The sequence below is a fragment of the Kribbella italica genome, from assembly GCF_014205135.1.
In the GTDB taxonomy this organism is placed as follows: Bacteria; Actinomycetota; Actinomycetes; order Propionibacteriales; family Kribbellaceae; genus Kribbella; species Kribbella italica.
The window spans coordinates 1,687,110-1,701,649 of record NZ_JACHMY010000001.1; the positions used below are offsets into that span (position 1 = coordinate 1,687,110).

Sequence of the window (14,540 nt, forward strand, 5' to 3'; positions counted from 1 at the left end):
CTTATCGTCCTTTCGCAGAACAGAAACTATATTCCACAATGCGGAAGATGAGGGCTGATGATGCTGCGCTACACGGTGAACTGCTCGATCCTGTTCACCGAGCTCCCGCTGCTCGAACGGCCGGCCGCGGTGCGGCGGGCCGGGTTCGACGCGGTGGAGTTCTGGTGGCCGTTCGCCGAGGCCGTGCCGGCCGACGCCGAGATCGACGCGTTCGTGCGGGCGATCGACGACGCCGGGGTCCAGCTGACCGGGCTCAACTTCTTCGCCGGCGACATGCCGGGCGGCGACCGCGGCCTGGTGTCGTGGCCGAAGCGGTCGGGGGAGTTCCGGGACAACCTCGACGTCACGGTCGGCATCGGTGAGCGGCTCGGCTGCGGGGCGTTCAACGCGCTGTACGGGAACCGGGTCGACTCGGCTCAGCCCGCCGAGCAGGACGAGGTAGCGGTCGAGAACCTCGGGCTCGCGGCCCAGGCGGCTGGGCGCATCGGCAGCGTCGTACTGGTCGAGCCGGTGAGTGGCGCCGAGCGGTATCCGCTGCTCACCGCAGCCGATGCGCTGGCCGTGATCGACCGCGTGCAAGCGGCGTACGACGTACCGAACGTCGGGCTGCTGGCGGATCTGTACCACCTCGCGGTCAACGGCGACGACGTCGACCGAGTGATTGCCCAGCACATCGATCGGATCGCGCACGTGCAGATCGCCGACGCCCCGGGCCGTCACGAGCCGGGCACCGGGACGCTCCCGTTGCAGGCCCAGCTGAGCGCGCTCGAAGCCGGCGGTTACACCGGCTTCATCGGGCTGGAGTACAAGCCCTCCACCACTTCCGTTGACAGCTTCGACTGGAGAATCTGATGACGAACATTGCCTTCATCGGCCTCGGCATTATGGGCAGCCCGATGGCCGTACACCTCGCGAACGCCGGGCACCGGGTCGCCGGTTACAACCTCGACATGGACCGCGCGAAGCCGCTGGTCGAGGCCGGCGGACTCGCGGCCGGCTCGATCGCGGACGCGGTCAAGGACGCGGACGTGGTGTGCGTGATGGTGCCCGACTCGCCCGACGTCGAGCTGGTGCTGGCCGGCCCGGACGGGGTCTTTCAGAACGCGCCGACCGGTGCCCTGGTCATCGACTTCTCCAGCATCCGGCCCGACGTCACGATCGAGCTCGCGGCGCAGGCCCGGGCGAACGGCTTTCGGTTGCTCGACGCACCGGTGTCCGGTGGTCAGGCCGGTGCGGAGAACGCCGCGCTGTCGATCATGGTCGGCGGTGAGGCGGAGGACTTCCAGACCGCCAAGCCGCTGTTCGACCGGGTCGGCAAGACGATCGTCCACGTCGGCGGGAACGGCGCGGGTCAGACCGTGAAGGCCGCCAACCAGCTGATCGTTGCCGCCAACATCCAGGCGTTGTCGGAGGCGGTGATCTTCCTCGAGGCGTACGGCGTCGACACCAAGGCCGCGCTCGAGGTGCTGGGCGGAGGGCTGGCCGGTTCGGCGGTGCTGAACCAGAAGAAGGAGAACATGCTCTCGCGCTCCTTCGCGCCGGGCTTCCGGATCGACCTGCACCACAAGGACATGGGCATCGTCACCGCGGCTGCCCGGGAAGCGGGCGTCGTCGTACCGCTGGGTGCGCTGGTTGCTCAGCTCGTCGCGTCGGCCCGCGCCAACGGCGACGGTGGGCTCGACCACTCCGCACTGCTGCGCGGGGTCGAGCGGCTGTCCGGCAAGGAGATCGGCTGATGGCCAGGATGCGCGCGGTCGACGCCGCGGTCCTGATCCTGGAGAAGGAGGGATCGACGCAGGCGTTCGGGCTGCCGGGTGCCGCGATCAACCCGTTCTACAGCGCGATGCGCACGCACGGCGGGATCAAGCAAGTGCTGGCCCGCCACGTCGAGGCCGCCTCGCACATGGCCGAGGGCTACACCCGGGCCGCCGCGGGCAACATCGGTCTCTGCATCGGTACGTCGGGACCGGCCGGCACCGACATGATCACCGGGCTGTACTCCGCGTCGGCCGACTCGATCCCGATCCTGTGCATCACCGGGCAGGCGCCGGTGGCCAAGCTGCACAAGGAGGACTTCCAGGCCGTCGACATCGCGGCGATCGCCAAGCCGGTGGCCAAGTGGGCTGTGACGGTGATGGAGGCCGCGCAGGTGCCGGGGACGTTCCAGAAGGCGTTCTGGCTGATGCGCGAGGGACGGCCGGGACCGGTGCTGGTCGACCTGCCGGTGGACGTTCAGCTGGCCGAGATCGACTTCGACATCGACACGTACGAGCCGTTGCCGGTGACCCGGCCTGCTGCTTCGCGGGCGCAGGCCGAGAAGGCGCTGGAGATGCTGAACGCCTCCGAGCGGCCGCTGATCGTGTCGGGTGGTGGGGTGATCAACGCGGATGCGTCCTCGTTGCTCGTCGAGTTCGCGGAGTTGGTGGGTGTTCCCGTCGTACCGACGTTGATGGGGTGGGGGACGATCCCGGACGACCATCCGCTGGCCGCCGGGATGGTCGGGCTGCAGACGTCGCACCGGTACGGGAACGCGACGATGCTGGCCTCGGACTTCGTGCTGGGGATCGGCAACCGGTGGGCGAACCGGCACACGGGCTCGCTGCCGACGTACACGTCGGGGCGGAAGTTCGTGCATGTGGACATCGAGCCGACGCAGATCGGGCGGGTGCTGGCGCCGGACTACTCGATCGTGTCGGACGCTGGGGCTGCCTTGGCGGTGTTCGTGGAGGTGGCTCGGGAGTGGGCTGCTGATGGGCGGTTGGTGGATCGGTCTTCCTGGGTTGCGGAGTGCCGTTCGCGTCGGACGTCGTTGCAGCGGAAGACGCACTTCGACAACGTGCCGATCAAGCCGCAGCGGGTGTACGAGGAGATGAACCGGGCGTTCGGGCCGGACACTCGTTACGTTTCGACGATCGGGTTGTCGCAGATCCAGGCGGCGCAGATGTTGCACGTCTACAAGCCGCGGCACTGGATCAACGCGGGGCAGGCCGGGCCGCTGGGGTGGACCGTTCCCGCGACTTTGGGGGTCGCGGTGGCGGATCCGGAGTCGACGGTCGTCGCGCTGTCGGGGGACTACGACTTCCAGTTCCTGATCGAGGAACTGGCCGTGGGGGCGCAGTTCCAGATTCCTTATGTCCACGTCGTGGTGAACAACTCGTACCTCGGGCTGATCCGGCAGGCGCAGCGTGGGCTGGAGATGGACTACTGCGTGCAGCTGTCCTTCGACAACATCAACAGTCCTGAGGTCGGTGGGTACGGCGTCGACCATGTGAAGGTCGCCGAGGGGCTGGGCTGCAAGGCGCTGCGGGTGACCGCGCCGGACGAGATCCTGCCGGCGCTGGAGCAGGCCAAGAAGCTGATGGTCGAGTTCCGGGTGCCGGTCGTCGTCGAGGTCATCCTGGAACGGGTGACGAACGTTGCCATGGGCACCGAGATCGACGGGGTGGTCGAGTTCGAGGAACTCGCCGAGCGCCCCGAGGACGCACCGACCGCGATCGCCGCGCTCCGCTGATGCGCGTACTGGTTGCCGCGGACAAGTTCAAGGGCACGCTGACCAGTGCTGAGGTCGCCGCCGCGGTCGCCGACGGCGTCCGGCGAGTTCGCCCGGACGCCGTCGTCGACACGGTCCTGATCGCCGACGGCGGCGACGGCACCCTCGCCGCCGCCGTCGCGGCGGGCTTCGAACTGATCCCGGTCACGGCCACCGGGCCGACCGGCGAGCCCGTCGCGACGGCCTTCGCCCGCCGCGATAACACGGCAGTGGTCGAGTTGGCCGATGTCTCCGGCCTCATCCGCCTCCCCGGAGGCGACCTCGCTCCCATGACCGCCACCACCCGTGGCACCGGCGAGCTGATCGCCGCCGCGGTGGACGCCGGCTGCACCCGAGTCATCCTCGGTATCGGTGGCAGCGCCAGCACCGACGGAGGCGCCGGCCTCCTCCGCGCCTTGGGTGCCCGCTTGCTCGACGCCTCCGGAGCCGAGATCCCCGAGGGCGGAGCGGCACTCGCCCAAGTAGTCACCGTCGACCTGGAGCCGCTTCGCAAGCAGCTGGACGGTGTCGAGGTGCTGGTCGCCTGCGACGTGGACAACCCACTGACCGGCCCGTCGGGAGCCGCCGCGGTGTACGGACCCCAGAAGGGCGCTGGGCCTGAGCAGATCGAAGTACTCGACAAAGGACTTGGACACTGGGCTGAGCTGGTTGCGCCTGATCTCCGTGACACGCCCGGTGCGGGTGCTGCTGGAGGTGTCGGGTTTGCGGCTCTTGCGGTGCTTGGGGCTGAGCTTGTGCCTGGGATTGAGCTGGTGCTCGACCTGGTCGGCTTTCGGGAGCGGCTCGACGGGGTTGATTTGGTGGTGACGGGCGAGGGCGCGCTCGACGAGCAGACGCTGCATGGGAAGGCCGTTGCCGGCGTCGCAGCGGCGGCGAAGGCCGCGGGGGTTCCGGTGGTGGCGGTTTGTGGGATCAATCGGCTGGACGACCAGCGGCTGCGGGCGGCGGGCATCGACGCGGCGTATGCATTGACGGATCTGGAGCCCGACGTCAGCAGGTGTATCGCCGACCCCGTCCCGCTGTTGCGCGGGCTTGGGGAACGGATCGGCCTACGATGAGTTCGACCGAGAGGGGCGTCGCATGACCTCGCTGGACCTTGCCATCCAGGCCCGCAGGGTGGTCACGCCCGCGGGGGAGCGGCCGCTGGCCGTCGGCGTCGCGGGCGGCCGGATCGCGGTCGTCGCGCCGTACGGGACTCTCACCGCCGCTCGCCAGGTCGAGCTGGACGACGACGAGGTGCTGATGCCCGGCGTCGTCGACTCCCACGTGCACGTCAACGATCCCGGCCGGACCGAGTGGGAAGGCTTCACCAGCGCGACCAAGGCGGCCGCGGCGGGAGGCGTGACGACGATCGTCGACATGCCGCTCAACAGCATCCCGCCGACCTGCGACGTCCCGGCGCTGGACCTGAAGCGGAAGACGGCCGAGCGGCAGGCGTACGTCGACGTCGGGTTCTGGGGCGGCGCGATCCCCGGCAACCTCGCCGACCTGCGTCCGCTCCACGAGGCCGGGGTGTTCGGGTTCAAGTGTTTCCTGCTGCACTCGGGCGTCGACGAGTTCCCGCCGCTCGACGCCGCCGAGCTGGAGGCGGCGATGCGCGAGCTCGCGACCTTCGACGGGCTGCTGATCGTCCACGCCGAGGACGCGCACCTGATCGAGACGGCGCCCAGCGGACCGCAGTACGACGGCTTCCTGCACTCGCGTCCGCGCGCGGCCGAGAACGAGGCAGTCGCCCAAGTGATCGGCCTCGCTCGGCGTACCGGCTGCCGGGTCCACATCCTGCACGTCTCCAGCGCCGAGGTCCTGCCGCTGCTCGCCGAAGCCAAGAGCGACGGCGTCAGGATCACCGCGGAGACCTGCCCGCACTACCTGACCTTCTCCTCGGAGGAGATCCCGCCCGGCGCCACGCCGTACAAGTGCTGCCCGCCGATCCGCGAGGCCGCCAACCGCGAGCTGCTCTGGCAGGGCCTGCGCGACGGCCTGATCGACCTGGTCGTCTCGGACCACTCGCCGTCGACGATCGACCTCAAGCACCTCGACACCGGCGACTTCGGGACCGCCTGGGGCGGCATCGCCTCGCTCCAGGTCGCGCTCCCGGCGGTCTGGACGCAGGCGCGGCGCCGAGGCTTTACTCTCACCGACGTCGCCCGCTGGATGAGCCAGGCGCCCGCCGCCCAGGCGGGCCTCGCGCGGAAGGGCCGGATTGAGCCCGGGTACGACGCGGACTTCTGCGTCTTCGCGCCCGACGATGCGTTCGTCGTCGACGCGAACACCCTGCAGCACAAGAACGCCGTCACCCCGTACGCCGGATGGCCGCTCGCCGGCGTCGTCCGCCGGACCTGGTTGCGCGGCGCACCCATCGACATCGACGCCGGCCCCAGCGGCCGGCTGCTGAACAGAGGAGACGAACAATGAACCCGCGCTACTACTCGCCGGCCGGCGGACACCCCGCGCAGACCGAGCTGACCACCGACCGCGCGGTCTTCACCGAGGCGTACGCCGTCCTGCCGCGCGGCACGATGCGCGACATCGTCACCAGCCGGCTCCCGTTCTGGGACAACACGAGACTGTGGGTTCTGGCGCGACCGTTGTCGGGGTTCGCCGAGACGTTCTCGCAGTACATCGTCGAGGTCGCACCCGGCGGCGGCAGCGACCGTCCCGAGACCGATCCCGGCGCCGAGGCCGTCATCTTCGTTGTCGAGGGCAACGTTGTCCTGACCGCCGAGGGGGAGAAGCACGAGCTGGCGCCCGGCGGGTACGCGTTCCTTCCGCCGGGCACGGACTGGACGCTGCGCAACACCAGCGATCAGGTCTCCCGGTTTCACCTGCTGCGTAAGGCGTACGAGCAGATCGACGGGATCGACGTACCGCCGGTGTTCGTCACGAACGAGGTCGAGGTCGAGGGCATCGAGATGCCCGGCACCGAGGGCCGCTGGAAGACCCAGCGCTTCGTCGACCCGCTCGACGTCCGCCACGACATGCACGTCAACCTCGTCACCTTCGAACCCGGCGGCGTGATCCCGTTCCCCGAGACCCACGTGATGGAACACGGCATCTACGTGCTCGAAGGCAAGGCCGTCTACCTGCTCAACAAGGACTGGGTCGAGGTCCAGGAAGGCGACTTCCTCTGGCTCCGGGCCTTCTGCCCCCAAGCCTGCTACGCCGGCGGCCCGACCCGCTTCCGCTACCTGATCTACAAGGACGTCAACCGCCACCCGCAGCTGCCGCGCCACTTCGCCTGACGGCAGCCCTCGCTAGCGCCGGCCTCCCGGCCACGGCTCGGGCCGATCCTCACCCCACGCGTCGGGCGGCGTCCCCGCCCGGCGCAGGGCCAAGTCGTCGACCAATGCCTGCAGGCCGATCTCGCGGCGCTCCGCGTCGATCGCTGCGGCCTCCAGGTCGGGCCGGAGTACCAGCTCGTCGTTGTCGGTCACGAACGCCGTGGCGAAGGCGGCGTACACAGGCTTCTCACCGGCCCGCTGCCGGAGGTTGTCCGCCACGTGCGCGAGGTGCCGGGGATGGGACTCACCGGTGTCGACCGAGGCCCGAAGCAACGGGAGGCAGCTGGCCTGGAATCGCAGGTTCTCCGGGGTGCCGATGGAGGGCACGCCGGATCCCGCGTGCTGAAGGAGCAGCCAGGCGGCGTCGACGCCGTCCTCACCGACGAGGGACTTGCCGGGCCAGCCCCGCGTCTCCACGACGCCTCGCAGCCACTGGACGTTGTCGTGGACTACCTCCAGGACCCGGCGTACTGGCGTTGGTGCGCTGCCTGCAGGCGTCCATTCCAGCAGCACGTACGGCCACGGGGTCTCCGAGCGCGCCTCGAAGGTCGTCCGCCAGTTGTCTGCTGCCGCGAGAAACGCCGCGACAGCGGTCGAGTCGGCGTCGGCGCGGGCCAGCAGCTCCGCACGCAGCGTGTCGTCCATCGCGGCAGCCTACTGCTGGACCTGGCCGCCCGTGACGGGCTGTCGGCTGGCTGGCGTTTAAGGTGTGCCTGTGCCTGATCACTCTCGGAGACCGCGTGTGCTCGACGTCCTCGGTGTCGAGGGGGCGTGGGAGGTGCCGGACGCGTGGGTGGACGGTGTCCGGGGGCGGCTTCGCGGGTGGGCGGACGAGGCTGACGCCTTGCGGCCGGGGGTGTTTCCGGAGTTCATCGACGGTACGCCGGCCGCGGTGTGGTTCGCGCACCAGATCGCGCCGCTCCTGGCGGGATGGGTTCCGGTACTGCGCGGCGAGTACGCCGATCTCGGCGCCGTCCTGACACGGGAGTTCTACCGACCACTGGTGCGGATCGGCGGCGACGGGTACGTCGTGCGCGTCGGCGCGACCGACTGGCCGTTGCAGGTCGTGTCGGGGGCTCGCGGGTTCCCCGAGGAGACGCGCGTGCAGGCGCTGCGGCTGTCGCGGGACGTGGTGAGCCTGTTCGTGGACGCGCCGCCGATGGCGGCGCGCGCGAAGGCGTTGACGGCCGCGTTCGACCGGGTGCTCGGGGACCGCGAGGCGACCCGGATGCACGCGGCGGCGGACTACGAGACGATCGCCCAGTTCTGGCGGACCGCCGTACTGAGTGACGCGGAGCGGGCGCTGCTGCCCGAGCTGGGTGGCCCGGCGGCGGCGTTGCAGTACTCGCTCGACACGCTGCGTGACGTCCACGGGAAGCTGACGGCGGTGGTCGCGGACGACGAGACGCGGGAGTTCGCGCAGTTGCTGGCGCGGATGATCCGGGCGATCGGGCTGCGGGGTCAGCCGGCGGCGGTCGGGCAGGTCCTCGGGGTCGCCGGGTGGGACGTCGAGTACGCGATCGCCGACCTGGAGAAGAGCTTCGAGCCGCGGCGCTGGCCGGCGCGGAACACGGCGTGGCTCGCGCGGGCGGTTGCCGAGGACCAGGAGGTCCTGGCGCGGGCGTGGGCGGCCGCGGCGACGCGGGTGTCGGTGCACCTGGCCGGCGTACTGGAGCGTGGGGCGTGGCCGGAGCCGGAGGTACCGGATCTGGGCGCGTTCTTCCGGCTGCTGGAGCGGCCGGCGGTGGTGGACGACTCGATCAAGCTGGTCTGGGGCGAGAAGAAGACGGCGGCGAAGGAGCCCGAGCCGGCCGTCGTACCTAAGGCGGAGCCCAAGCCGGCACGCAAGGTCCAGGCGCCGAAAGCACAGGAGCCGAAGCCCGACAAGCCCCGCAGCGACGAGCTGATCCTCCCTGAGCCGCTCCCCGCCAACGCCGACGCCATGGCCGAGCTCGAGGCGCTCGTCGGGCTGGAGTCGGTCAAGGACTCCGTCCGCCGGATGGTCGCCGAGATCAAGACCAACCTGCGCCGCCAGGAGTTCGGCCTGCCCGCGCAGGAGCGCGCTCGCCACATGGTGTTCGTCGGCAAGCCCGGTACGGCGAAGACGACGATCGCCCGGCTGCTGGCCCGCATCTACAAGGAGCTCGGCGTACTCGAGAGCGGGCACGTCGTCGAGGTCGACCGCTCCGACCTCGTCGGCCCGACCGTCGGTACGACGGCCCCGATGACGGCGGGCAAGTTCCGCGAGGCGCTCGGTGGCGTGCTGTTCGTCGACGAGGCGTACACGCTGGTCCCCGAGGGGCAGCCGGGCGACTTCGGGCTCGAGGCCGTCGCCACGATCCTGAAGATGATGGAGGACCACCGCGACAAGTGCGTGGTGATCGTCGCCGGGTACCACCGCGAGATGCAGCGCTTCATGGAGTCGAACACCGGCCTGCAGTCGCGGTTCCCGAAGCTGCTGTCGTTCAGCGAGTACGACACCAACCAGCTGGTCGCGATCTTCGAGCTGCAGGCCCGCCAGCAGGGCATGGCCTACACGCGGGAGGTCCTGGACCGGGTCCGCAAGGTCGTCCCGCCCGCGCCGCGAGGCCACAACTTCGGCAACGGCCGCTTCATCCGCAACCTGCTCGAGGAAGCGATCTCCAACCAGGCCACCCGCCTGGCCCGCCGCGACCCCGACACGCTGACCGAGCGGGACCTGCGCGAGCTCCTGCCGGAGGACGTCAAGCCGGCCGCGTCGATGCGCGCCGAGGACTACCTCCTGCAGAAGCCCGGCACCTAGAGGACGCGTTCGCCCTCGCGCACCGGGCCCGGGGGAGTGCCCTTGCCGAAGGGTTCACCGCCGAGCGCCTCGCGGCCGTGCGGCATCTGCCAGTTGACCAGCTCGGGGCCCTTCGGGACGAGCTGGGTCGGGTTGATGCCCGTGTGCACGAGGTAGTAGTGCTGCTTGATCTGCTCGAAGTCGATCGTGTCGCCGAAGCCCGGCGTCTGGAAGAGATCGCGCGCGTAGGCCCACAGCACCGGCAGCTCGCTGAGCTTGTTGCGGTTGCACTTGAAGTGACCGTGGTAGACCGGGTCGAAGCGGACCAGCGTCGTGAACAGCCGGACGTCGGCCTCGGTGATCGCGTCGCCGACCAGGTAGCGACGATCGATCAGCCGGTCCGACAACCAGTCAAGGGCCGCGAACAGCTTGTCGTACGCCGCCTCGTACGACGCCTGCGAACCGGCGAAACCGCACTGGTACACGGCGTTGTTGACGTCGGTGTAGATGCGCTCGGCAACTTCGTCGATCTCGTCCCGCAAGGCCTCGGGGTACAGGTCGGGCGCGCCCTCGCGGTGGTACGCCGTCCACTCGGTCGACAGATCGAGCGTCATCGGCGCGAAGTCGTTGGTGACCACGGCCCCGGTCGTCTCGTCCACGATCGCGGGCACCGTGATGCCCTTCGGGTAGTGCGGGTCGCGCCGGAAGTACGCGTCCTGCAGCCGCGGGATCTTCAGCACCGGGTCGACCCCGCCGGGATCGAGGTCGAACGTCCAGCTGCGCTCGTCGTGCGTCGGGCCGCAGAACCCGATCGACAGCACGTCCTCGAGCCCGAGCAGCCGCCGGACGATGATCGCGCGGTTCGCCCACGGGCAGGCACGCGCGACCACGAGCCGGTAGCGTCCCGGCTCGACCGGGAAGCCGTCGCGGCCGTCCGCGGTGATCCGGGTGGCGATGTAGTCGGTGTCACGGTCGAACTCGTCGTTGGAGGGCACCTGTCCAAGTTACCCACCAACGACGAGTTCATTCGGTCACGCTGTGAGGCGCAGGTAGTCCACGTTGAAACCGCCGCTCTCGCAGTACACCGTCAGGTCCTGCTCACCCGCCGGCAGTGTGATCTGCGCGGTGACGGACTGGTACGTCGCCCAGCCGCCGGTGTCCGGGATCGACAGCTTGGCGAGCACCGCACCGGACGCGTCCCGCAAGGACACGGCGTCCGGCGCGACGGCTCCGGTCCCGTTCGCCGCCCGGAACTCGACCTGGTACGTCGCCGCCTGCGCCACGTCGAGCCGGTAGCGCAGCCAGTTCCCGGCCGCCGTCCAGCCGACGTTCTTGCCGCCGCTGGCCGACGGGTTGGTCTCGACGAAGTTCGCGCCGCCGTCGGTCCAGCCCTGCTGGGCGACGTACGCCTCGGCCTCGACCTTCTCGCCGATCGGTGTGCCCTTGGCGTTGACGGTGATGCGCAGCGTCACTTCGTCGTACGCCGCGCCGTCGGTCACCCGGATCTTGACGTCCTGCTTCCCGGCCGTTGCCGGACGCAACGTCACCAGACCACTGCGCGCGTCGAGGCTGACCCCGGCCGGGAGATCCTTGGCGTAGAAGGCGAGCCGGTCGCGGTCCCGGTCGGTCGCGGACAGCTGGACCTGCGTGGTGGCGTACTGGTCGGCGACGACCTCCGGTACGTCCTTCAGCACGGGCGCGCGGTTGTGGTGCTCCGAGGGCACGTCGCCCTTCCACCGGTACGTCGCGAACGAGTTCGCGGGAACCGTCGTCGTGAACGACTTCCCGGCGAGCACGACCCGCACGGTCGTCGGCGTCGGGTTCGAGTTGCCCAGGATCGCGACGAAGTCGTCGCCGCGGTCCCGGTAGACGACGTTGCTGACCCCGTTGCTGGTGGCACTGGACTCGACCCGCGTGTGCTCCGGCCCGAGGTACCTGGCGAACTGGCCCATCGCGTAGAGCTCGTCCCGCACGGTGAAGGTGCGCGCCGTGGTGTCGACCTTGACCAGGCGGTTCGGCCACTTGGTCGTCCGGCCGACCTCCTCCCAGTCGATGTCGTTGTCCCGGGCCGACGTCCAGTGCAGCGTGCCGCCGTCCTGGTCGGTGGTCTGCGCCCACATCACGTACGACGACGCGTCCAGCCGGAAGTAGTTCAGGATCGTGGCCGGGTTCAGGTCGCTGGTCTCGGTCATGTGCACCGGCTTGCCGGTCTGCTCGTACGCGTCGCGCATCACCGTGGGATCACCCCAGTACGGGTGGAACGCGATCGCGTCACTGGCCTTGCGTGTCGCCGGGTCGTCGAAGATCCGGTGGTAGTTCTTGGTCTCGGTGCTGTTCGGGTCGCGCCAGTCGTAGAAGTTGAAGTCGTGCACGTACAGCTCGGTGCGCAGCCCGGCGCGCCGGACCTCGCGCTTGATCGCGACCGCGAGCTTCTGCTGCTGCTCGACGCTGATGTCCATCGCGGGGTAGACCACGTCGATACCCGGCTCGTTCAGCAGGGTCAGCGCGTCGACCTTCACGCCGTACCGGGCGTACGCCTGGAGGTACTTGACGTAGTACTGGGCGAAGACGTCGATGCAGTCGTCGCGCAGCTTGCCGACCTGGTGGTACGACGTCGTGCTGCCCGGGTTGAGCGCTACCTCGCCGGTGAACCGGTTGTTGGTCTTCATCCAGGCCGGAGCGCTCCAGGCCGAGGCGAAGAACGTCGCCCGCGGGTTGTAGCGCTGGATCAGCTTGATCGTGTCGATGATGTGCGCGTCGACGTCGCGCTTGATCGAGAAGTGCTTCAGGCCGAAGTCCTCGCTGACACCGGCCGGGAGCTCGTTGTACGACCAGAACGGCAGGTGCTCGATCAGGTCGGGGCTGCCGATGGTCAACCGGAACCGGTCGAAGCCGGCGCCCTTCCTCGGGTCGACCAGCAGGCGGATCGCGCGGTCGCGTTCGGCCGGGGTCAGCTTCCACAGGTTCGAGACGCTGGTCTCGTCGAGCGAGAAGCCGATGCCGGTGTACTTCTGCCGCAGCGTGCTCGGGTCGACGACCACGGTCGCGTCGGCGGCACCGCCGTCGTCGCGCGTCACGTGCGTGGTGGGCAGGGGCTGCCAGGCCTGGTCGGCACCGCTGGAGTAGGTGCCGGTGACGGCGGCACCACGGTCGGGCCGGCCGGCGGTGGCCGGCAGCCCAGCGGCGGCCAGCACACTGCCGGCGGCCAGCGCGACGACAACGGCCGCGGAGAGGGAACGCCTCACGAAACCTCCTGGAGCTGGGGCGGAAAGCGCTTGCATTCAGGACGCTACCGGCGGCAGGCGCATTCCACATCCCCTCTGCGGTTCCGGAACTTCCCGGGCCGGGTGGCCGATCGAGGAAGCCGACCGTCCGGGACAGTGGTTATCGTCGGGATCATGGAGATGATGACGGGCGAGCAGATCGCCGCGGCGGAGCTGACCGACTGGCGCAAACTGGGGCAGGGCCTGCACGCCCGGTACGTGGTCGGCGACTTCGGGGCGGGAGCACGGTTCGTCGCCGCGATCGCGGAGGCCGGTACGGCGTACGGCCACCAGCCGCGAGTAACCCTGGGCGCCACGTTCGTCGACCTCAAACTGATCAGCGAGGACGCGGTGTACGTCGTCGACGGCGTCGAGCACGTGGTCGACTACACGACCCGCAAGGACCTCGACCTCGCGCAACAGATCACCGGAATCGCGGCCGCGCAGGGGCTGAAGGCCGACGTCGCCGGGATCACCACCATCGAGCTGGCGCTCGACACCGCGAACGCGGCGAAGCTCGCGCCGATGTGGGCAGCGCTGCTCACCGGCGACACTGTCGCCGTCGGCCGGGGCACTGTCTCGTCCGACGTCCGGGACGCGACCGGGCGGGTGCCGATCCTGTGGTTCCAGGACACCGACGTGCACGAGACGCCGCGACAGCGCTTCCACCTCGACGTCTGGGTCGCCCCCGACTACGCCGAGCAGCGGATCGCCGCGGCCGTCGCTGCCGGCGGCGTCGTCGTCGACGACAGCGAAGCACCGTCGTACGTCGTACTGGCCGATGCCGACGGCAACAAAGCGTGCGTCTGCACCGACTCCCTGGGCATCGACACCTGGTCCGTGACCCGCTAGGCGGCGGCGCCGGTGGGCTGGAGGTCGTCGCGCAGGCGGCCCAGGATCCGGGTCAGCAGGCGGGAGACCTGCATCTGGCTGATGCCGAGCTTGGCGCCGATGTCGGCCTGCTTCCAGTTCTCGACGAACCGCAGCTCGAGGATCTCGCGGTCGCGGGCGTCCAGGCCCGCGATCAGCGGCGAGAGCATCTCGGTCGCCTCGAACTGGTGCAGCTCGGGGTCCTCGGTGGCGGCGACGACGTCGGCGAGGAACAGGTCGTTGTCCTCCCGGGACGCCGGACGGTCGAGGGAGAGCACGGCGAAACAGCCCCGGGCGCCCTCGGCCTGGCGGATCTCGGTGACCTCGACGCCGATCTCGGCCGCGACCTCGTCCAGCGTGGGTTCGCGGCCGAGCTCCTGCTCCAGCTGGGGGATCACGGCGGCGATCCGGCCCTGAAGCTCCTGCAGTCGGCGCGGGATACGCACGGTCCAGCTGCAGTCGCGGAAGTAGCGCTTCACCTCGCCACGGATCGTCGGTACGGCGTACCCGATGAACGGCACGCCGTCACCGATCCGGTAGCCGCGCACGGCCTTCATCAGCCCCAGGCAGGCGACCTGCTCCAGATCGTCGTCCTCGACGCCCCGCCCACGGAACCGCTGAGCGATCCCACGGGCGATCTCGAGGTTGAGCTCGACCACCTCTTCGAGCAGCCGCTGCCGCGCGACGTCGTCCGTGGACCGATGCCGCGTTTCCAGCAGTTCATGGGTGGCCGCCTCGCGCAACGCGCGGTCCTCGGCCGTGGTGCAGTTCGTGGGTACGACGGTGTGCATGACAGTGACCTCGCGACGCAGTCG

12 protein-coding genes are annotated in these 14,540 nt (G+C 69.8%); 8 read left to right on the forward strand and 4 right to left on the reverse strand.

All coding sequences use genetic code 11. The features are described from left to right. Positions 1 to 57: 57 nt before the first annotated feature. From HDA39_RS07900 to HDA39_RS07925, 6 genes are read left to right on the forward strand one after another with little or no spacing between them, the layout of a single operon-like run. Positions 58 to 852 (forward strand): hydroxypyruvate isomerase family protein, encoded by a 795-nt coding sequence (locus tag HDA39_RS07900; RefSeq protein ID WP_184794575.1) that lies wholly within the window; start codon positions 58 to 60, stop codon positions 850 to 852. Then, complete coding sequence (locus HDA39_RS07905; protein WP_184794576.1) at positions 852 to 1,736, forward strand: 2-hydroxy-3-oxopropionate reductase; 885 nt, start codon at positions 852 to 854, stop codon at positions 1,734 to 1,736. Before HDA39_RS07900 ends, HDA39_RS07905 begins: the two co-directional genes overlap by 1 nt. Next, positions 1,736 to 3,511, forward strand: coding sequence for a glyoxylate carboligase (gene gcl, locus HDA39_RS07910; protein WP_184794577.1), 1,776 nt, complete (start codon positions 1,736 to 1,738; stop codon positions 3,509 to 3,511). The genes HDA39_RS07905 and gcl overlap by 1 nt, the downstream gene beginning before the upstream one ends. Continuing rightward, on the forward strand, positions 3,511 to 4,608 hold the full coding sequence (locus tag HDA39_RS07915; RefSeq protein WP_184794578.1) for a glycerate kinase: 1,098 nt from the start codon (positions 3,511 to 3,513) through the stop codon (positions 4,606 to 4,608). Before gcl ends, HDA39_RS07915 begins: the two co-directional genes overlap by 1 nt. Positions 4,609 to 4,630: 22 nt before the next feature. Beyond that, on the forward strand, positions 4,631 to 5,965 hold the full coding sequence (allB, locus tag HDA39_RS07920) for an allantoinase AllB (RefSeq protein ID WP_184794579.1): 1,335 nt from the start codon (positions 4,631 to 4,633) through the stop codon (positions 5,963 to 5,965). Beyond that, positions 5,962 to 6,792, forward strand: a complete 831-nt coding sequence (locus HDA39_RS07925; RefSeq protein ID WP_184794580.1) for a bifunctional allantoicase/(S)-ureidoglycine aminohydrolase — start codon at positions 5,962 to 5,964, stop codon at positions 6,790 to 6,792. Before allB ends, HDA39_RS07925 begins: the two co-directional genes overlap by 4 nt. 12 nt (positions 6,793 to 6,804) lie before the next feature. On the opposite strand, the gene HDA39_RS07930 is transcribed toward HDA39_RS07925, so the two are convergent. Then, the gene (locus HDA39_RS07930; RefSeq protein WP_184794581.1) at positions 6,805 to 7,476 is read right to left on the reverse strand and encodes a DUF6624 domain-containing protein; all 672 of its coding nucleotides are present in this window, start codon (positions 7,474 to 7,476) and stop codon (positions 6,805 to 6,807) included. Between the two features lie 97 nt (positions 7,477 to 7,573). Here HDA39_RS07930 and HDA39_RS43640 point away from each other — a divergent pair, with 97 nt between their 5' ends. Beyond that, positions 7,574 to 9,613, forward strand: coding sequence for an AAA family ATPase (locus HDA39_RS43640; protein ID WP_184794582.1), 2,040 nt, complete (start codon positions 7,574 to 7,576; stop codon positions 9,611 to 9,613). Here the strand turns inward: HDA39_RS43640 and HDA39_RS07940 are convergent. Further along, positions 9,610 to 10,587 carry a glutathione S-transferase C-terminal domain-containing protein gene (locus HDA39_RS07940; RefSeq protein ID WP_184794583.1) on the reverse strand — a complete coding sequence of 326 codons (978 nt, stop codon included), beginning with the start codon at positions 10,585 to 10,587 and terminating at the stop codon, positions 9,610 to 9,612. The genes HDA39_RS43640 and HDA39_RS07940 overlap by 4 nt on opposite strands. 36 nt (positions 10,588 to 10,623) lie before the next feature. After that, entirely contained in the window at positions 10,624 to 12,837 is a 2,214-nt protein-coding gene (locus HDA39_RS07945; protein ID WP_202892906.1) for a carbohydrate-binding protein, read from the reverse strand. Positions 12,838 to 12,990: 153 nt separating this feature from the next. On the opposite strand from HDA39_RS07945, the gene HDA39_RS07950 reads away from it, so the two are divergent. Further along, positions 12,991 to 13,707, forward strand: a complete 717-nt coding sequence (locus HDA39_RS07950) for a VOC family protein (RefSeq protein ID WP_184794585.1) — start codon at positions 12,991 to 12,993, stop codon at positions 13,705 to 13,707. Here HDA39_RS07950 and HDA39_RS07955 read toward each other — a convergent pair. Beyond that, entirely contained in the window at positions 13,704 to 14,516 is an 813-nt protein-coding gene (locus HDA39_RS07955) for a SigB/SigF/SigG family RNA polymerase sigma factor (RefSeq protein WP_184794586.1), read from the reverse strand. The two genes, HDA39_RS07950 and HDA39_RS07955, sit on opposite strands and share 4 nt — an antisense overlap. Positions 14,517 to 14,540 lie beyond the last annotated feature (24 nt).

Bases quoted from the DNA above. Each gene is read 5' to 3' on its own strand.
- HDA39_RS07900 (WP_184794575.1), top strand. From the start codon at position 58: ATGATGCTGCGCTACACGGTGAACTGCTCGATCCTGTTCACCGAGCTC.
- HDA39_RS07905 (WP_184794576.1), top strand. From the start codon at position 852: ATGACGAACATTGCCTTCATCGGCCTCGGCATTATGGGCAGCCCGATG.
- gcl (WP_184794577.1), top strand. From the start codon at position 1,736: ATGGCCAGGATGCGCGCGGTCGACGCCGCGGTCCTGATCCTGGAGAAG.
- HDA39_RS07915 (WP_184794578.1), top strand. From the start codon at position 3,511: ATGCGCGTACTGGTTGCCGCGGACAAGTTCAAGGGCACGCTGACCAGT.
- allB (WP_184794579.1), top strand. From the start codon at position 4,631: ATGACCTCGCTGGACCTTGCCATCCAGGCCCGCAGGGTGGTCACGCCC.
- HDA39_RS07925 (WP_184794580.1), top strand. From the start codon at position 5,962: ATGAACCCGCGCTACTACTCGCCGGCCGGCGGACACCCCGCGCAGACC.
- HDA39_RS07930 (WP_184794581.1), bottom strand. From the start codon at position 7,476: ATGGACGACACGCTGCGTGCGGAGCTGCTGGCCCGCGCCGACGCCGAC.
- HDA39_RS07950 (WP_184794585.1), top strand. From the start codon at position 12,991: ATGGAGATGATGACGGGCGAGCAGATCGCCGCGGCGGAGCTGACCGAC.
- HDA39_RS07955 (WP_184794586.1), bottom strand. From the start codon at position 14,516: ATGCACACCGTCGTACCCACGAACTGCACCACGGCCGAGGACCGCGCG.